15 protein-coding genes and 1 tRNA gene are annotated in these 17,406 nt (G+C 73.7%); 8 read left to right on the forward strand and 8 right to left on the reverse strand.

Features of this window, described 5'->3' with window-relative positions:
- Positions 1 to 313 precede the first annotated feature (313 nt).
- On the forward strand, positions 314 to 1,846 hold the full coding sequence (locus DMA15_RS13180) for a hypothetical protein (RefSeq protein WP_125512957.1): 1,533 nt from the start codon (positions 314 to 316) through the stop codon (positions 1,844 to 1,846).
- A 12-nt stretch (positions 1,847 to 1,858) separates the two neighbouring features.
- Here DMA15_RS13180 and DMA15_RS13185 read toward each other — a convergent pair whose 3' ends face one another.
- Positions 1,859 to 2,452 carry a histidine phosphatase family protein gene (locus DMA15_RS13185; protein ID WP_125512958.1) on the reverse strand — a complete coding sequence of 198 codons (594 nt, stop codon included), beginning with the start codon at positions 2,450 to 2,452 and terminating at the stop codon, positions 1,859 to 1,861.
- 288 nt (positions 2,453 to 2,740) lie between these two features.
- On the opposite strand from DMA15_RS13185, the gene DMA15_RS13190 reads away from it, so the two are divergent.
- The 4 genes from DMA15_RS13190 to DMA15_RS13205 all read left to right on the forward strand — a co-directional run bounded on the left by DMA15_RS13190 (position 2,741) and on the right by DMA15_RS13205 (position 8,414).
- Positions 2,741 to 3,856 (forward strand): phosphatase PAP2 family protein, encoded by a 1,116-nt coding sequence (locus tag DMA15_RS13190; protein WP_125512959.1) that lies wholly within the window; start codon positions 2,741 to 2,743, stop codon positions 3,854 to 3,856.
- A complete protein-coding gene (locus DMA15_RS13195; protein ID WP_125517709.1) occupies positions 3,783 to 4,955 on the forward strand; it encodes a hypothetical protein in 1,173 nt (390 codons plus the stop codon). Before DMA15_RS13190 ends, DMA15_RS13195 begins: the two co-directional genes overlap by 74 nt.
- Before the next feature lie 499 nt (positions 4,956 to 5,454).
- On the forward strand, positions 5,455 to 7,050 hold the full coding sequence (locus DMA15_RS13200; protein WP_125512960.1) for a hypothetical protein: 1,596 nt from the start codon (positions 5,455 to 5,457) through the stop codon (positions 7,048 to 7,050).
- Positions 7,050 to 8,414 carry an AAA family ATPase gene (locus DMA15_RS13205; RefSeq protein ID WP_125512961.1) on the forward strand — a complete coding sequence of 455 codons (1,365 nt, stop codon included), beginning with the start codon at positions 7,050 to 7,052 and terminating at the stop codon, positions 8,412 to 8,414. Before DMA15_RS13200 ends, DMA15_RS13205 begins: the two co-directional genes overlap by 1 nt.
- A 215-nt stretch (positions 8,415 to 8,629) precedes the next feature.
- Here the strand turns inward: DMA15_RS13205 and DMA15_RS13210 are convergent, their stop codons facing one another.
- The gene (locus DMA15_RS13210; protein WP_206302715.1) at positions 8,630 to 10,543 is read right to left on the reverse strand and encodes an EAL domain-containing protein; all 1,914 of its coding nucleotides are present in this window, start codon (positions 10,541 to 10,543) and stop codon (positions 8,630 to 8,632) included.
- A gap of 326 nt (positions 10,544 to 10,869) precedes the next feature.
- Here DMA15_RS13210 and DMA15_RS13215 point away from each other — a divergent pair, with 326 nt between their 5' ends.
- Positions 10,870 to 12,180 carry a M6 family metalloprotease domain-containing protein gene (locus DMA15_RS13215; protein WP_240659778.1) on the forward strand — a complete coding sequence of 437 codons (1,311 nt, stop codon included), beginning with the start codon at positions 10,870 to 10,872 and terminating at the stop codon, positions 12,178 to 12,180.
- A gap of 83 nt (positions 12,181 to 12,263) precedes the next feature.
- On the opposite strand, the gene DMA15_RS13220 is transcribed toward DMA15_RS13215, so the two are convergent.
- The 4 genes from DMA15_RS13220 to DMA15_RS13235 all read right to left on the reverse strand — a co-directional run bounded on the left by DMA15_RS13220 (position 12,264) and on the right by DMA15_RS13235 (position 14,852).
- A tRNA-Lys gene (locus DMA15_RS13220) sits at positions 12,264 to 12,337 on the reverse strand.
- Complete coding sequence (locus DMA15_RS13225) at positions 12,328 to 13,080, reverse strand: bifunctional DNA primase/polymerase (protein WP_125512963.1); 753 nt, start codon at positions 13,078 to 13,080, stop codon at positions 12,328 to 12,330. Before DMA15_RS13225 ends, DMA15_RS13220 begins: the two co-directional genes overlap by 10 nt.
- Positions 13,061 to 13,414: a hypothetical protein gene (locus tag DMA15_RS13230; RefSeq protein WP_125512964.1), complete on the reverse strand. Its 354-nt coding sequence runs from the start codon at positions 13,412 to 13,414 to the stop codon at positions 13,061 to 13,063. The genes DMA15_RS13225 and DMA15_RS13230 overlap by 20 nt, the downstream gene beginning before the upstream one ends.
- 343 nt (positions 13,415 to 13,757) lie before the next feature.
- The gene (locus tag DMA15_RS13235) at positions 13,758 to 14,852 is read right to left on the reverse strand and encodes an LLM class flavin-dependent oxidoreductase (protein WP_125517713.1); all 1,095 of its coding nucleotides are present in this window, start codon (positions 14,850 to 14,852) and stop codon (positions 13,758 to 13,760) included.
- Positions 14,853 to 15,059: 207 nt separating this feature from the next.
- Here DMA15_RS13235 and DMA15_RS13240 point away from each other — a divergent pair, with 207 nt between their 5' ends.
- Entirely contained in the window at positions 15,060 to 15,308 is a 249-nt protein-coding gene (locus DMA15_RS13240) for a hypothetical protein (protein ID WP_125512965.1), read from the forward strand.
- Between the two features lie 65 nt (positions 15,309 to 15,373).
- Complete coding sequence (locus tag DMA15_RS13245) at positions 15,374 to 15,565, forward strand: hypothetical protein (RefSeq protein ID WP_125517715.1); 192 nt, start codon at positions 15,374 to 15,376, stop codon at positions 15,563 to 15,565.
- Here the strand turns inward: DMA15_RS13245 and DMA15_RS13250 are convergent.
- Both DMA15_RS13250 and DMA15_RS13255 read right to left on the reverse strand, forming a co-directional pair.
- Positions 15,555 to 16,292 carry a decarboxylase gene (locus tag DMA15_RS13250; RefSeq protein ID WP_125512966.1) on the reverse strand — a complete coding sequence of 246 codons (738 nt, stop codon included), beginning with the start codon at positions 16,290 to 16,292 and terminating at the stop codon, positions 15,555 to 15,557. The genes DMA15_RS13245 and DMA15_RS13250 overlap by 11 nt on opposite strands.
- Complete coding sequence (locus DMA15_RS13255) at positions 16,289 to 17,119, reverse strand: aspartate/glutamate racemase family protein (protein ID WP_125512967.1); 831 nt, start codon at positions 17,117 to 17,119, stop codon at positions 16,289 to 16,291. Before DMA15_RS13255 ends, DMA15_RS13250 begins: the two co-directional genes overlap by 4 nt.
- Positions 17,120 to 17,406 lie beyond the last annotated feature (287 nt).

The following is a 17,406-nucleotide window of genomic DNA, read 5'->3' on the forward strand; positions in this document are numbered from 1 at the left end:
CCTCCTCGCGAGTGCGGGAGCTGTTCTGGTCTCCCACTCCGCATGGTTCAACGCGAGTCGGCGTCAACAGGCACTGCGGCACGCCGCCGCAAAGGATGGCAGTTCATGGCAGATCGTGGGTGAGATATCCGGTTTGTAGCCAAACCCCGCGTGTCGGCCCCGTCACAGCAGGTACGTTCGTGCTCCGCCGGAACAGGGGGCAGCCCCGCGAGATCCCGTGCGCGGGCGCGGCGTCCAGTGCGCCAGCGTGTGCGCGCTCCGGCACGCTCCGCACGAGAGGGTCCGGCCCATGGCGTCCTCACCGTCCTCACCGATGGCATCGTCAACCCAGTCCCCGCGACCGAACCTCGCCTTCCGGCAGCTGCGCGGACAGCGCTCGCCCGGCGAGTTCGCCGCCGCGGTCCGGCGGGCCGCTCGCGAGATCGGCGAGCGGGTCAGCTGCGACGCGCGGTACGTCGGACGCGTGGAGGCGGGGGAGATCCGCTGCCCCAACTACGCCTACGAGCGGGTGTTCCTGCACATGTTCCCCGGCCGGACCCTGGCCGACCTGGGGTTCTCGCCCCGCGCACAGGTGCGCGGGAAGTCGGGGCGCGCGGAGTGCGAGACGCCGCCCTCCCCCACCGTGATCCGCCCCCGCGGAACGCATCAGCCAGGCGCCCCGAGCACCCCGAGCAACGCGAGCACCTCGAACAGCACGAGCACCCCGAACAACACGAACAAGCCGCACACCACGATCCAGTTGTACGAGTCCCATCCGTCCGGGTCCGACCCCCGCGCCTGCGATCCGTACGCGATCCAGACTCACGAGGAGAGCGACGTGCAACGTCGCGCATTCATGACCGGCTCGACCGTCGCCGTGGCCGCCGTCTCCCTGGCCCCCATCGGGCTCGCGCTAGGCGGCGCCGCCGAGGCCGCCGCCCGGCAGGGCCGCGGCATCGGCGAGGCCGAGGTGGGCGCGGTCGAGGAGGCCGTGCGCAAGATCAGGCTGCTCGACGACCGGCACGGCGCCGACGGCCTCTACCGGCGCGCGGCCGCCCCGCTGCGCACCGCCTACGCCCTGCTCGACGCGGGCACGACCCGGCAGTCCACCGCCGGCCGGCTGCACGCGGGCGCCGGGGAGCTGGCCATCTCGGTCGGCTGGCTCGCGCATGACTCGGGCCGCTTCGACGACGCCCGCTCGCACTACGCCGAGGCCCTCGCCACGGCCCGGCTGGCCGGGGACCCGGCCCTGGAGGCGCACGCCTTCTGCAACACCGCCTTCCTCGCGCGCGACGCCGGGCGGCCCCGGGAGGCGGTGCGTGCGGCGCAGGCGGCCTCCCGCGCGGCCCGGCACCACGGCTCGCACCGGCTGCTCTCGCTGATCGCGCTGCGCGAGGCCGGGGGCTGGGCGGGGCTCGGCGACCGCGCGGGCTGCGAGCAGTCGCTGATCCGCGCGCACGCCCTGTTCGAGCGCGGGGCCTCGGACACCGACCCGGAGTGGATGAGCTTCTACGGCCGGGCCGAGCTCGAGGGCCTGGAGGCGCAGTGCTGGTCGGCGCTCGGCGACTGGGGGCGGGCGGTCGGGCACGCGCGGCGCGCGGCGGCCACGGCGTCCTCGCAGACCCCGCACTTCACCCGGAACATCGCGCTCTACACCGCCGAGCTTGCCGACGACCTGGCCCGCGCGGGGCGCCCCGACGAGGCGGCGACGGCGGGCCTGCGGGTCCTCGCGCTCCTCGACGAGGTGCAGTCGTCCCGCATCCAGTCGATGCTCGCCACGACGGCACGGGTGCTCCTGCCGCACCGCCGCGCCGCCGGGGTGGGCGGCTTCCTGGAGCGGCACGCTTCGCTGCCGCGCGCGGTGTAGACGTACATCCGGCTAGGACAGGTGGCCCGTCTCGTTCCAGGACTCGATGGCGGGCTCTCCGTAGGCCCAGCCGAGGACCGAGAGGGATGTCGGGTTGAGGCGGATGCGGGCCGCGAAGCCGATGTCGTGGCCGAGCCAGCGGGCGCCGATGACCCGCAGGATGTGGCCGTGCGCGAAGACCAGCACATCGCGGTCCGCGCTTCTGGCCCACTCCACCACCTCGTCCGCGCGCGCGGAGACCTGCGCGAGCGTCTCGCCCCCGGGGACGCCGTCGCGCCAGATCAGCCAGCCGGGGCGGACCGCGTGGATGTCGGCCGGGGTCATGCCGTCGTAGTCGCCGTAGTCGAACTCCATGAGCGCGTCCCACGGCTCGGCGCGGTCCCCGAAGCCGGCGATCTCGCAGGTGTCCCGCGCGCGGGAGAGCGGGCTTGTGCGCACCTCGGCGTCGGGCAGGCCGTCGTAGGGAGCGCGGTGCAGCCGCTCGCCCAGGAGCTTCGCGCCGCGGCGGCCCTCGTCGAGGAGCGGGATGTCCGTCCTGCCGGTGTGCTTCCCGGACAGTGACCATTCCGTCTGTCCGTGCCGGGCCAGCAGGATGCGGGGTGCCATGGGTTGGGACCTCTCCACGTTGCTTTTCGCTGCTTTTCCACTGCTCTTCTTGCAGCTTTCTTGCAGCTTTTTTACGGGTTTTTCACTGCTTTGTACGGATACGAAGTGTCCGTCACTCCATCATCACCCACCCTTGATCGAACGCTCACCCGGCCTGGCAACCCCGCGGGCGATCTGTGCGTCCCCTACCAGCGGGGGCGCCTCCGCGGCTTCGCGTACGCCGTAAAGTGATCCGGCGGCCGACGCCGAGTGGGCCGAGTGAACAGAGATGATGGGGGAACGAACCGGATGCCGAAGACCGACGTACCAGGCACCGGGCGCATGAGCGAGGACCGGCTCCGCTGGTGGACGGAGCTGCCGCTGATCGTGCTGGTGTACGCGGCGTACTCGGCGGGGCGGCTGCTCGCCAGGGGTGATGTCGCGAGCGCCGTCGACCACGGCATCGGGATCCTCCGGGCCGAGCAGTTCCTGCGGCTCGACGCGGAGACCCCGCTGAACCGTCTCTTCACCGCCCACGCCTGGATCGGTGTCCCCGCCGACTTCTGGTACGCCTCGCTGCACTATCTCGTCACGCCCGCCATCCTGATCTGGCTCTTCCGTAGCCGCGCGGTGCACTATCGCGCCGCACGCGCGTGGCTGATGATCTCCACCATGATCGGCCTGGTCGGCTTCACGCTGCTGCCGACCTGCCCGCCGCGGCTGCTCAGCGCGGGCCACGGGTTCATCGACACCATGGCGCAGTACAGCGACTACGGCTGGTGGGGCGCCGAGGCGAGCGCGCCGCGCGGGCTCGGCGGCATGACCAACCAGTACGCGGCGATGCCCAGCCTGCACGTCGGGTGGGCGCTGTGGTGCGGTGTGATGCTGTGGCAGCACGGGCGCTCGCCGCTGATGCGGGTCGCCGCGGTCGGCTACCCGCTCATCACCACGCTCGTCGTGATGGGCACCGCCAACCACTACTTCTTCGACGCGGTCGCGGGGGCCGTGGTGATGGGCGTCGGACTGCTGCTCGTACGGCCTGTGCGGAAGCTCACGGAGCCGGTGATGGCGCGGCTGCGGGCGCGGTTCGTCGGGGGTGGCGGGGTGTTGGCGTCGTCGGCGGGCTCGCCGGTGGCCTCGTCGGCGGGCTCTTCTGCGGGCTCGTCGGCGGGCTCGTCGGCCGGCTCGTCCGCGGGCACGGCGGTGGGCTCTTCCGTGGACTCGTCGGCCGGCTCGTCCGCAGGCTCGCCGGTGGGCACTTCCGTGGGCTCGTTCGCCCCAGAGTCCTCAATTGTCAGTGGCGAGTGCCAGACTTCGACGGGTGAGCGACTTCCCCGACAGCGCAAGCACAGTGCCGGCCCAGGCGCCGAGCCGAGCGCCGGACCCGCAGAGGCGGAGGACGGCGCTGCGGCACCGGCTCGCTGAGCTGCGCGGCGCCGACGTTCCCGCACAGCCGCTGGACGCCCGGGCGCTCGCCGCGCTCGCGGCCAACCCCGGGTGCAGACGGCGGGCGCTGCTCGACGGCGCGGGCGTGGACAAGACGGCGCTCGCCCTGTCGCTCGGCTCGCCCTCCGGCTTCGGGCAGTCGCAGTTCGCCTTCATGCGGGGGAACGCGTTCGAGGCCCGGGTCAAGGCCGACGGCGGCGCGGAGCTGCTGCGGCTGACGCACGGGCGGCTCGGCGGCGGACCCGAGCCGGTGCCGGGCGAGTCCGCGCTCCCCGACCTCTCGGCGGCGGGCCCCGAGGGGCGGGCGGCCCGCACCGCGCTCGCGCTGCGCGAGGCCACGGAGTCCGGTGGCTGGACGCTGCTCGACCACCCCATGCTGGCGCTCGACGTCGCGGGGACGCTCGCCTTCCTGGAGCCGGACGCGGTGGTCGTCCATCCGGACGGGAGCTGGACGGTCGTCGAGATCAAGTCCTTCCCGATGATCGACGGTTCGGCGGACGCGGCGAAGGTGGGCGCGGCGGCGCGGCAGGCCGCGGTGTACGCCCTGGCGCTGGAGCGGGTGGCGGAGCGCCTCGACCCGGTCCCGCCGGTCCGGCACCACGTCCTGCTGGTCTGCCCCAAGGACTTCTCGAACCTCCCAACGGCCTCGGCGATCGACGTCCGCAGGCAACTGTCGGTGACCCGGCGCCAATTGGCCCGCCTCACCCGAGTCGAGGACATCGCGGCGGAGCTTCCCGAGGGCGTGACCTTCGACGTACGCCGCCCCGCCGCCGAGCTGACGGCGGCCGTCGAGGCGGTCCCCGCGACGTACGCCCCCGAGTGCCTCTCCGCCTGCGAGCTGGCCTTCCACTGCCGCACGCGCGCCCGCGAGGAGGGCGAGGTGACGTCCCTGGGGCGGGCGATCCGGGGCGAGCTGGGTGGCCTGACCACGGTCAGCGCCGTCTTGGCGGCGGCCGGGGTGGGTTCCGAGGAGGCGGGGGACCCGGCGGACCCGGCGGTGGCGGCGCTGCGGAGGGCGGCGGGGTTGCGGGCCGAGGCGTTGGCTGGCGGGGGCGCCTTGGGGGGTGCGTCTTGCTGAGGCCCCTGTCGACAGGCGCACGTCACTTCCCCACCCACCCGCCCTTCTGCCCATCGGCGACCACCCCTTGCCGGAAAGCCCCACCGCGCAGCGGCGTCCGGGCGCCCCGGGAAGCAGGGGCACGGCGCCCGGCCCCCTGCCCTTCGACCACCACCCGATGCCGGGCAAACGGGCGGGCGCGTGGGGAAGCCCCACCGCGCAGCGGCGTCCGGGCGCCCCGGGAAGCAGGGGCACGGCGCCCGGCCCCCTGCCCTTCGACCACCAGCCGGTGCCGGGTGAACGGGTGGGTGGGTGGGGAAGATCCGCCGCGCAGCGGCGTCCGGGCGCCCCGGGACGCAGGGGCAGGGCACCCGGCCCCCCGCCCTTCGACCACCAGCCGGTGCCGGGCAAACGGGTGGGTGGGTGGGGAAGATCCGCCGCGCAGCGGCGGGGTAGGAGATGGCGCCCCACGCGCAGGGGACGCCCCGGGGCCCCGCGGCCCACTGGAAGGAGAGCGCCCGTGTCGCTGATCGACAGTCTCGCCCGGCTGGAAGCGGTCACCGCCGACCGCGCCCGGCCCAGGGCAACCGTCCGGCACCGGCATGTTTCCGACCGGCCCCTCGTCCTCGTGCCGCTCACCACCGCGGGCGAGGCGGGCGCGCCCCTCGGCGCCCTCGTGGGGACGGAGCGCACCTCGCCCCGTCTCCTCGTAGTGCCCCAGCCCCGCGACCGCGACCTCCGCTTCGCGTTCCTCGCGCAGCTCGCCGAGACCGTCCTGCCCTACATCGAGGCCTACGGGGACGACGTCGAGGCGGCCGAGCGCAGTGAGACCGACCCGGAGACCGGCAAGCGCGTCAAGGTCGAGGTCGAGCTGTGCGCGGACGCCCCCCAGCTGATCGTGCCGAGCCGCGCCGGCATCGAGTTCGTACGCCTCCTCGGCCGCTCCATGCGCTTTCGCCGCACCGCCGAGCAGGACCCCGACGCGCCCTACCCCGCGCCGCCCCGCGTCCCCCTCCTCGGCCGCTGGCTGACGCACTTCGGGGAGCGCGCCCGCGTCCCCGGCTCGTCCCTGCTCGTGGCGATGACCGACCTGCTGTCCCGGCACTGGGCCACCGGCCAGTCCACCCTGGAGGACCAGCACCTGGGTGCCCTGCTGGCCTGGATCGAGGCCCTGGAGGGCACCTCGGGCGCCGAGGCCGCGCTCCGCGCCGAGCTGGCGCGCGACAAGGACGGGCAGCTGCTGTGCCCGCCCGCGGGCCCGGCCACGGACCCGGCGTTCGACAACGACCTGCTCGCCCCGGCCATCGAGCGCTACGACCGCGCGCGTACGGCCCTGGCCGCCGCCGAGGACGGCATCGAGGCGGACGCGCGGCTGGCCGCGCTGACGGCCGCCGAGCGGGAGATCCGCGCCCTGGTCGAGAGCAGGACCCGCCCCACCTGGGACGCCGTATGGCGCGGTCTGGACGCCCTGTGCACCCTGCCCGCGGCCGCGCACGACGCCGACCGGTGGACCCGCGACCGCTGGTCGTTCACCGGGCACCGCGACCGCGTGGCGGCGGGCGAACCCCCGCAGCCCCGCGTCGACGACGCGATCACCGCGGCGAACAAGCTGGCCACCCGCGAGCGCGAACAGGCCCGCCTCGACGCCCAGGAGGCCCTGGACGACCCCTTGGTGATGGCGGGCCGCCGCCTCGCGGGCGAGGCCTTCGCGGGCGAGGTGACCGAGGTCGTGATGGCGTACAGCGAGGCCAAGACCCCGAGACCGCGCCCCCTGATCACCGTCCGCACGGAGGACCGCCCCCACCTCGGCGAGCGCACGAAGGTGTACCGCTCGCTCCAGGGCAAGCCGCAGACGGCCGAGTTCGTGGCGTACGAGAGCGTGGGCGGCGAGGAGACGGTCGTACTGCGCCTCATCGACAAGATGGGCCGCGGCAAGGAACCCGACGCCGGTTCGGTCCCCGAGAAGGGCGACCGGATCTGCTGGACGCTCTTCGAGCACGACCAGCGCGGCGGCCCCAAGCTGCCGGACCCGGAGGCCACCCCGTGGACCCACGGCGGCCCGCCGTCACAGACCCCGGAGAGCCCTGATCCCGTGACCGCGGAGGACACCCTGTGATGCAGCTCGCCCCGCCCGCGGGCCACGCCTTCGACCCCGGCGCCGAGGCCGCGCGCGCCACGGACGCGATCCTCCACGACACGCTGCACGGCACGCACCGCGGCGTCGTCGTCGACTCCCCGCCCGGCGCGGGAAAGTCGACGCTGGTGGTGCGCGCCGCGCGTGAACTGGCCGCGGCCGGACGCCCGCTGATGGTGATCGCGCAGACGAACGCGCAGGTGGACGACTTGATCCTGCGCCTCGCCGAGAAGGATCCCGAGCTGCCGGTGGGCCGTCTGCACAGCAGCGACCCGGATCCGTACGACAAGGCGCTCGACGACCTGCCGAACGTACGCAAGTCGACCAAGGCGGGCGACCTCGCCGGTCTGGACGTCGTCGTCTCGACGGCCGCGAAGTGGGCGCACGTCAAGGTGGACCAGCTGGACGCGCCGTGGGGGCACGCGATCGTCGACGAGGCGTACCAGATGCGGTCGGACGCGCTGCTCGCCGTCGCGGGGCTCTTCGAGCGGGCGCTGTTCGTGGGGGACCCGGGGCAGTTGGACCCGTTCTCGATCGTCGGCGCGGAGCAGTGGGCGGGTCTCTCGTACGACCCGTCGGCCTCCGCCGTCACGACGCTGCTCGCCCACAACCCCGAACTGCCGCAGCACCGCCTGCCGGTGTCCTGGCGGCTGCCCGCGTCGGCGGCGCCGCTCGTCTCCGGGGCCTTCTATCCGTACACGCCCTTCCGCAGCGGTACGGACCACGGGGACCGCGCGCTGAACTTCGCGGTGCCGTCGGACGGTTCGGCGCCGGACCAGGTGATCGACGAGGCGGCGCGGGCGGGCTGGGGCCTGCTGGAGCTGCCCGCGCGGAACACGCCGCGTACGGACCCCGAGGCCGTGCGGGCGCTGGCCCAGGTGGTCCGGCGCCTCCTGGACCGGGGCGGCGCGGCCACCTCGGAGCGCGCCCCCGACCCGGCGCCGCTCACGGCCGACCGCATCGCCGTCGGCACGGCCCACCGCGACCAGGCGGCGGCGGTCCGCGCGGCCCTCGCCGACCTCGGTGTCACGGACGTCACGGTGGACACCGCGAACCGCCTCCAGGGCCGTGAGTACGACGTGACGGTCGTCCTGCACCCACTGTCCGGCCGCCCGGACGCCACGGCCTTCCACCTGGAGACGGGCCGCCTCTGCGTCCTGACCTCCCGGCACCGGCACGCCTGCATCGTGGTCTGCCGCGCGGGCGTCGACCTCCTGCTCGACGACCACCCCTCGACGGAACCGGTCCAGCTGGGCGTCACGGTGAAGTTCCCGGACGGCTGGGAGGCCAACCACGCGGTCCTGGCACAGCTGTCCGAGCACCGGGTCCCGTGGCAAGCCCCATAAGAATCGCGCCCCTGCGGAGCGGTTCCCGTGTCGGGGCGCATGAGAGCCCCGTAAGGGGCGCGAGGAACTGCGCGAGCAACCCAATCCGACCCGCACCCGCGTGGAAGCCGCCGCGGGCAGACGCGTCCGTGCGGGTCGCGCCCGGCTGGGCGCGCAGTTCCCCGCGCCCCTTACGGGGCGCGTTCCTGGGCCGGGGCGCATGAGGCCCCGGGGCCCTACGCCGCGCGCAGCAGCGCGGAGATCCGGTCCGCCGGAACCGGGCGGGAGTAGAGCCAGCCCTGGCCCGTGTCGCAGCCGATGCGGCGGAGCCGGGCCGCCTGCGCCGCCGTCTCCACGCACTCCGCCGTCACCGTGATCCCCAGCCGATGGGCGAGCCGCACCAGCGCCTCGACGATGAGTTCGTCGGCGGGGTTGCTGTGCGCCTCCCCCTCCTCGTACTGGAAGCCCCGTACGAAGGACCCGTCCAGTTTGAGGACGGAGACCGGGAGCCGGCTCAGGTACGCCAGGTTCGAGTACCCCGTACCGAAGTCGTCGATGGCGATCCGCACCCCCATGTCGCTGAGCGCCTGGAGGGCCTGGAGCGGCCGCCCCGCCGAGCCCATCACGGCGGACTCGGTCAGCTCCAGCTGGAGCAGCCGGGCCGGGAGGCCGGTCTCGGCGAGGATCTCCGCCACGTCGGCGACCAGGTCGGAGTCCCACACCTGCCGCACCGCCACGTTCACGCTCACGAACACCGGCTCCCGCTCCGGATGCGCCAGCTGCCACCGCCGCGCCTGCCGGCACGCGGTGCGCAGCACCCAGCGGCCGAGCTGCACGATCGACCCGTCCTCCTCGGCCAGCCCGATGAACCGATTCGGCGTCAGAAGCCCGAACTGCGGGTGCCGCCAGCGCACCAGCGCCTCGACGCCCCGCACCCCCTCGTCGTCGAGACCCACCAACGGCTGGTAGTCCAGGACGAATTCGTCCCGCTCCACGGCGGGCCGCAGCGAGCTGGAGAGCGTCTGACGGGTCATGCGGTGGGCGTTGCGCTCGGGGTCGAAGAGCGTCCAGCGGGCCTTGCCGTCCGTCTTCGCCCAGTACAGCGTGGTGTCGGCGGCCTGCATCAGCCCCGTCGTGGTGGTGCCCGCGGCGCGCCGCTCCACCACGCCGATGGAGGCGGAGACGGAGAGCCGCTGGCCTGCCAGGTCGAAGGGCTCCTGTAGCGCCCGCAGCGCCGCCTCGGCGAGATCCGTCAGCTGTTCCGTCCCCGTGGAGTCCTCGACGAGCAGCGCGAACTCGTCGCCGCCGAGGCGCGCCACCAGCGGCGCGGTCACCGTGCCGTACCCGGCCTGGTCGGCGCAGCGCGTGAGCCGCTCCGCGACGGCGGCGAGCAGCCGGTCGCCGATCCGGTGGCCGAGGGTGTCGTTGACCGCCTTGAACCCGTCGAGGTCCAGATAGCAGAGGCCGACCCGGCCGGTGCTCGTGTCGTCGTAGGCACCCGCTTCGAGCGCGGAGGCCAGGCGTTCGAAGAAGAGGTTGCGGTTGGGCAGCCGGGTCACCGGGTCGTGCATCTGTACGTGCCGCAGCCGGGCCTGCAACTCGCGGCGGGCGCTGATGTCGGCGGCGGCGAGCAGCACGGTCCTGCCCTCGCCCCGCTCGGCGGACTCCGGCATCGGCGAGACCGTGATCTGCACCCACAGGGAGTGCCCGTCGGGGTGCTTCAGACGCCGCGTGCAGCGCAGCTTGGCCTGCCGGCCGCGGAGCACTTCGCGGTACGCGTGCCAGGTGCGGGCGTCGGAGGCCAGGTCGACCAGGTCGGCGGCGACGCGCCCGCCAAGCGTCCCCGGGGCGGCGCCCAGGAGCGCGTCCAGGGCGTGGTTGGCGCTGACGACCAGGCCCTCGCTGTCGACGACGGCCAGAGGGAGGGGGGCGTGGGCGAACGCACCGTGGTAATCGACCGGCTCCGGGCCGGGGCGGTCCCTCACGGCGCGCTCCGGGCCGCGAAGCTCCGGCACCGGGCGCTCCGGGCCGCGAAGCTCGGACACGTGATGATCGACCCGCTCCGATTCGCGACGTTCCGTGACGGCAGGACGGGCTCGGCCGGGTGTGGTGGCCGCCGTGGGGGTGGGCCCTTGGGACGTTCCGTTCACCGCTTGCTCCCGCAGTGCAGTTGTTCTCGAACAGGTCTCGTCGGGCGGCGGGCAGGTGGCGGGCGGCGGTGTGGGGCCGGGCCCGCGCAGGAAAGTGTGCCGATCATAGAGGCCCGCCAGATGCCCTATCCAGCCATGGCGCCACACCCGGGGTGGCCCACGGGGTATGACAGATCGTTTCTGCTCGCCAGTGAACTGGTTCCGTCATGGCTCGATCGCTTGTGACGTTCCGTGAGCGGTCGGGGTGTCGCCCCTCTGCCCGCCCCTCACCCGGAAGGGCCAGACAAACAGGGCGAAGTTCAACAAAACATCACAAGGTGGGTGGGGTGTCCCGCATTCCGCACCCGGAGGTCGACGTGCCGCGTCAGCTCCCCCCTTGGGGACTCACCCGTGGAGGGAGGAACCCCAGGCCATGGAGGGACCCCCGGTTGCGCAGCACCGCCGCGCTGCTCACCTCGCTGACCGCCCTCGCCGCCACCTCGCTCGTCGCCGGCCCCGCCGTCGCCGAGTCCGCCGCGGGGCCCTGCGCCCTGCGCCGCACGAACGCGCACCACTCGGAAGGGCTCGACACCTGGAACACCGCCTACCCCCGCCCGGCCAGGACCCTGAACGCCGTCATGGTCTTCCTGTCCTTCCCGGACTCCCCGCCGACGACCACGCCCGATGAACTGGCCGCCGACCACTTCCCCGCGACCAGCCAGTTCTTCGAGCGGGCCTCCTACGGAAAGTTCGAGCTGCGCCCGCACCCGGGGCGCGAGTGGGTCCAGATGCCTCGCGATTCCACCTCGTACGACATAAAGCGCGACTGGAACGCCCAGCGCCGCGCCGCCTATCTGCGCGACGCCCTGGCCGCGGCCGATCCGCACGTGGACTTCTCCCGCCACGACATCGTCTACTTCGTCGCGGACCCGAACGCGCCCGGCGTCGACTCGGACGCCACGAAGGTGGTGAACTTCGACCGGCCGATGCGGGCCGACGGCACGGACATCCGGCGCGTTGTCACGGTCTTCGAACGGCACCCGCCGGACCGCAACGTCCTGGCCCATGAGACGGGCCACGTCTTCGACCTGCCCGACCTCTACCACCGGCCGACCGACGGCAAGGGCGACTGGGACACCCATGTGGGGGACTGGGACCTCATGGGCAGCCAGTTCGGCCTCGCCCCCGACCTCTTCGGCTGGCACAAGTGGAAGCTGGGCTGGCTGGAGCCGCACCAGGTGCGCTGTGTGGCGGCGGGCCCCGAGCGGCTGACCCTGGAGCCCCTGGCGGCGCCCGCCGCGCCCACCGCGCGCGGGCCCCTCGGCGGCGGCACCAGGCTCGCGGTGATCCGTACGGGCCGGGACACGGCGATCGCCCTGGAGGCGCGGGGCGCGACGGGCAACGACCACGCGACCTGCACGGAGGGCGTCCTCGTCTACGAGGTGCGCAACGGGACGGCGTCGGGCGGCGGCCCCATCGAGGTCGTCGACGCCCACCCGGAGTCGGAGTCGTGCTGGGGCGACTCGGTCTACCCGCAGCTGGCGGACGCCCCGGTGCGGGTGGGGGAGACGTTCACGGTGCCTGGCGAGGACGTACGCGTGGAGGTGGAGGCGCGGACGGCGTCGGGGGCGTGGGCGGTGACGGTCGCGGCGGGCTGAGACGCGTACGCCGGCGGCTCCGTGCGCATGGATGCGTACATGCAAGAAGCCCCTCGCTCTCACGAGGGGCTTCTCACTGTCTGTGCGCCGCCAGGGACTCGAACCCCGGACCCGCTGATTAAGAGTCAGCTGCTCTAACCAACTGAGCTAGCGGCGCCTGCTGACGTCGTAGACCTTAGCATCCTGATCGCCGCGAGGAAAAATCGATATGCGGACCGCGGAGGAGGCCATGGAGCGGGCCGCGCGGACGCAGGCCCAGAGCATCACCTCGGGGCCGGGCAGCCAGGGGTGGCGGGCGCCGGGGGCCACCAGCCAGCGTGATTGCAGGCGGGCGGCGGGCCCGGCGGCCGGGGCGTCGGCGGTGGCGCCGAGGGGCGGCACGGTGACCGCGTCCCCCGTGCCGTGGCAGAGCACGGAAGGGACCGCGGAACCCCACTCCTCCCACTCCAGGAGCGAGGGCAGGCGCTGGGCGGTGCCGGGGGCGGCGAAGAGCAGCATGCGGCCGCGGTGGGCGGCGACGGGGCCCGAGCCCGGCCCTTCGTCCCATAACCGGTCGAGCATGCGCCGCCCGAAGACGGCGGGGACGCTCACCACGTCGAAGGCGGAACCGCAGGGGAGCACCGCGGGAGCGGTGGGCCGGGTGCGCCAGTGGGCGAGGGCGCTTCGGGGGTACGTTTCGGCGGAGGCGAGCCAGGCGGCTCCCTCGGAGGTGACGAGGCGGCTGTTGCTCATGACAGTACGTCTACCGGCGGTGAGCGCTCCGTCTCGGGGAGTTGCCGGAAGCCGGGACGGCGGGGGGCGGGGTGGAGTACCTTGCCCTGCCCTACCGGCATATGCCGGATGATCTCGTACGCCGCCACCGGCCGCCCGCGCGCCGCTCTCAGCCGCGCTTTTCGGCACCGCCGCGCAGCAGGTCCCGGCCGAATTCGACCATCTTCTTCGCGTAGTCCTCGGTCCACTCCGCGCGCTCCGCGATCAGCGCGGGCGTCAGCCGGTCGAAGCGGCGGGGATCGGCGAGCTGGGCGGCCGCGATGGCCTGGAACTCAACGGACCGGTCCGCCGCGGCCCGGAACGCGTGCGTCAGTTCCGTCGCGCGGTCGAGCAGTTCGCGGGGGTCCTCGATCGACTCCAGGTCGAAGAAGTGCTCGGGGTCGGCCGATGCCTCCGCCGGCTCGAAGAGCAGCGGCGCGGGGCGCATGCGCTGTTCGGTCCGGGGCCGCTCGGGCTCCGCCATGGTTCCTCCTCGTTCGCTGCGGTGCCGCGGGGCGGCCTTGGCCGTCTTCCATTCTCCCTTGCCGCACAAGGGGGTCCCTCAAGGGGCGCGGCCAGCCGGACGCGGCCCGCACGAACGCGTCTGCCTCGCGCCCGTGCGGGTCGGATTTCGGTCGCTCGCGCAGTTCCCCGCGCCCCTTACGGGCCCTCATGCACCCGGCACGGAAACGCGCCCCAAAGGGGCGCGGGGAACGGCGCGCCCAGCCACACACGGCCCGCACGGACGCGCCTGCCCGCAGCAGCCTCGCGCCCCTGCGGGTCAGATTTTGGTTGCTCGCGCAGTTCCCCGCGCCCCTTGCGGGGCTCTATGCCCCCGGCAAGCTATACGCATCGGCGATAAGCCCGTACGACCGCAGGCGGACCTCACCCCCGTGCGCGTTGCCCGTGATCATGAGTTCGTCCGCGCCCGTCCGCTTCGCCAGGTCGTCCAGGCCCGTGCGGACCTGGTCGGCGGTGCCATGGATGACGTTGGAGTTCCAGCTGTTCACGAACTCCCGCTCCATCTCGTTGAATTGGTACGCCTCCGCCTCCTCGGGAGTGGGGACGAGGCCGGGGCGGCCCGTGCGCAGGCGGACCATGTTCAGGGCCGCCGCCCTCACCTGGCGGCGCGCCTCGTTCTCGTCGTCGGTCGCCAGTGCCGAGACGCCGATGAGGGCGTAGGGGGCGTCGAGGAGCGCGGAGGGCTTGAACGACTCGCGGTAGAGGTCGAGCGCCGGGATCGTGTTCTGCGCCGAGAAGTGGTGCGCGAAGGCGAACGGCAGGCCCAGCACCCCGGCGAGGCGGGCGCTGAAACCGGAGGAGCCGAGCAGCCACACCGGCGGGCGGTGCGGGGACTGGACGCCGCCGGGCGAGGTCGCCTGGATGGGGCCGGGGACCGCGTGGATGCGCGCGTAGGGGTGGCCGTCGGGGAAGTCGTCGTCCAGGAAGCGGGTCAGCTCGGCGAGCTGCTGCGGGAAGTCGTCGGCGCCCTCGTTCAGGCGGTCCGTGCGGCGCAGGGCCGCCGCGGTCGCGCCGTCCGTGCCGGGCGCCCGCCCGAGGCCGAGGTCGACGCGGCCGGGAGCCATCGCCTCCAGCGTGCCGAACTGCTCGGCGATGACGAGCGGGGCGTGGTTGGGCAGCATGACGCCGCCGGAGCCGAGCCGGATGCGTCCGGTGTGGGCGGCGAGGTGGGCGAGGATCACGGCCGGGGAGGAGGACGCGACGCCGGGCATGGAGTGGTGCTCGGCCACCCAGTACCGGTGGAAGCCGCGCGCCTCGGCGAGCTTGGCGATCTCGACGCTGGTGCGCAGCGCGTCGGTGGCGGTGCGCCCGGCGCCGACGGTGACGAGGTCGAGCACGGAGAGCGGCACGGGCGCGGAGCCGTGCCGCTCACCCCGGATGCCGTCGTCGTCGGCCCGCACCCCGCGAATGCCGTCGTCGCGGATGCCGTCGTCGCGGATGCCGTCGCCGGTCGGGTCCACTGTCACTGGGGTGCCTCCTGCACTGCGTACGTACGTCACGTGGGTACGGGAGAGCCAACAGGAGGCAGGCTCCGTTTTATTCCCCGAAGCCGCGTCAGCACCCCCAACCGGCCCCCTACGGGCCCCGGGGCCAGCTACCGTGCCGCCATGGCTGATCCCCTGAAGACCCTCGTCGACGGAGTCGAGGTCGAGGTGCCCAACACCCTCCCGGACATCCGCGCCGCCCTGCCCGAGGAACGGCGCGCGGATTTCGACCGGGCCATCAACGCCGCCGGGGTCGACGAGATCCACGCCGTGATGCGGCACTGGATGCTGGAGGCCGTGCCCGATCCCGACGCCGAGGAGCGGCTCGCCCGGCTGGCGTCCGACGAGGCGGAGAGGCGGGGCACGTCGTGAGCCCTCGCCACCGCAGGAGCCACCGCGTCACCTACGCGCCGCCCGCCGACGATACCCTCGCCAAGATGGGTGACGCCGACGCCTTCCGCGCGGTCCTCGCGAGGACCATCGGCCGGGACCCCTACGGCCACGGCTCGACACCCGTACGGGACGACCCCGACCGCAGGGAGGCCACGGTCGACGGCGCCATCGTCCTGTACTACGTGTCCGGATCGGTCCAGACGTTAACGGTGGTGAGGCTGATCCTCAGCCCTTGACCTGGACCAGCGGCTCCTTCGTGAACAGGGAGCCCAGCTCCGGCGCGTTCACCCGGCGCTCGGCGAGCCGCAGCGCCTCCCAGACCGTGACCTGGTTGGCGGTCAGGACCGGCTTGCCCAGCGCCGCCTCCAGGTCGCGCACGTACGCCGCCGTGTGCAGGGCGGTGTCCGGCAGGAGCAGCGCCCGCGCGTCCGGGTGGTCGCCGTCGCGGGCCAGCGCGAGGACCTCGTCGCGGCCCCACGTCCCGACCTCCGCCGCCGTGATGACGCCGCTGCCCCGCACCGCGACGACCTCCACGCCCGCCGCCTTCAGGAACGCCGCGAAGTGCCCGGCCACGTCGTCCGGATATGTCGCCGCGACCGCGACGCGGGCCGCGCCCACCTCACGCACGGCGTGGGCGAAGGCGAACGAGGTCGAGGAGGCGGGCATCCCCGCCGCCCGGGCCAGCTCGCGGACCTGGTCGTGCGCGCCCTCCCAGCCGCGGACGAAACCGCCGCTGGTGCACGCCCAGACCACCGCCTCCGCGCCGGAGAGCCGCAGCTCCTCGACGCCGGCGGCGAGCCGCGGGGGCGAGCCCATCTCCAGGAGCGCGTCGACCCGGTGCGCGTCCTCGCCGATGTCCGTGTGGACGACCTGGAGCCGGACATCGCTGCCGAGCATCTGCTCCATGCGGGGATAGTCGTCCTCGGCCGAGTGCCCCGGGTAGAGAAATCCGAGTGCCGTCACGTCCAGCCTCCTCCTTCTGCGGGTGGTCCCGCGGGTGGTCCCTCGGGCAGGCCCTGTGGGGGCGGCGGGTCCAGCGCGCTCGCGCCCGGCCGCGCCCCCGGGTCGATCAGTGCCTGATATGGCCCTACCGCACGCGTACCCAGCCGACGCAGGGCCGACCACATCGTCACCTGGTTCGCCGAGATCACCGGTATGCGCAGTTCCGCTTCCAGTTGCGGGATCACGTCGTACGTGGGGAGGTTCGTGCAGCTGATGAAGAGGGCGTCCGCGCTGCCCCGCACCGCGCGGCGCGCCATGTCGGCCACGTCCCGGTAGGAGACCTTCCAGATGTGCCGGGTCAGGCCGAGGTAGGCGCGGGCGTCGACCGAGACGCCCGCCTCGGCCAGATACTCCTCAAGGGCCTTCGTCACCGACCAGGTGTAGGGCGTGACGAGCGCGATGTGCCGGGCGCCCAGCTCGTCCAGGGCCTCCAGGAGCGCGCCGGAGGTGGTCACCGCGGCGACCGCGCCCTCGCGGGTCATGGCCTCGCACATCGCCCGCTCCCCCGCGGCGCCGCCGACGAAGCTGCCCGACGTGCAGGCGTATGCGAGGACTTCGGGCTCGGCGACGGTCAGCGCGCGGACCGCGTCGGCGAGCGTCTCGTGCTCGCTGACCAGACGCGCCAGGTCCAGGCTGACCTCGACCGGCACGTATGGGGTGCGGGTCAGATGGAGGGAGACCTCGTCCGGGACCCAGCGCCACAGTTCGCGGTCGAGGGCGAAGTCGAAAGGGGCAACGACACCGACACCTCGTTGTGGGTGCGGTCCGCCGAGGAAGGAGACGTCCATGAGCAGGCCCCAAGTTCATGCGTGGTGATCAGGGACCGGCCGGGGGCCGGGGACGAGCGATACCGGCGACGCGCCGGGACGTCGGGACGGGGACGCCGCGCGAGCGGACCACGCGGGCGGAACGTGCGAGCGGGTCGAGCGAACGGAACGTGCGAGCGGATCGAACAGGCGTGTAGAGCGGGCGGAACGTGCGGACGCTTCGTGCGGGCGAGCGCACGGAGAGTACGCGGCTGTCGGTACGCCGATGCGGCAGTGCCTCTGTTGACGAAGGTAGGTTCGGGTGCGAG

It is taken from the genome of Streptomyces sp. WAC 01529 (assembly GCF_003945545.1).
GTDB lineage: Bacteria > Actinomycetota > Actinomycetes > Streptomycetales > Streptomycetaceae > Streptomyces > Streptomyces anatolicus.

Excerpts from the sequence above, each read along its gene's own strand:
- DMA15_RS13230 (WP_125512964.1), bottom strand. The coding sequence starts at position 13,414 with ATGGCGGAGCCCGAGCGGCCCCGGACCGAACAGCGCATGCGCCCCGCG.
- DMA15_RS13255 (WP_125512967.1), bottom strand. The coding sequence starts at position 17,119 with ATGGACGTCTCCTTCCTCGGCGGACCGCACCCACAACGAGGTGTCGGT.
- DMA15_RS13205 (WP_125512961.1), top strand. The coding sequence starts at position 7,050 with ATGCAGCTCGCCCCGCCCGCGGGCCACGCCTTCGACCCCGGCGCCGAG.
- DMA15_RS13190 (WP_125512959.1), top strand. The coding sequence starts at position 2,741 with ATGCCGAAGACCGACGTACCAGGCACCGGGCGCATGAGCGAGGACCGG.
- DMA15_RS13240 (WP_125512965.1), top strand. The coding sequence starts at position 15,060 with ATGGCTGATCCCCTGAAGACCCTCGTCGACGGAGTCGAGGTCGAGGTG.
- DMA15_RS13185 (WP_125512958.1), bottom strand. The coding sequence starts at position 2,452 with ATGGCACCCCGCATCCTGCTGGCCCGGCACGGACAGACGGAATGGTCA.
- DMA15_RS13180 (WP_125512957.1), top strand. The coding sequence starts at position 314 with ATGGCATCGTCAACCCAGTCCCCGCGACCGAACCTCGCCTTCCGGCAG.
- DMA15_RS13245 (WP_125517715.1), top strand. The coding sequence starts at position 15,374 with ATGGGTGACGCCGACGCCTTCCGCGCGGTCCTCGCGAGGACCATCGGC.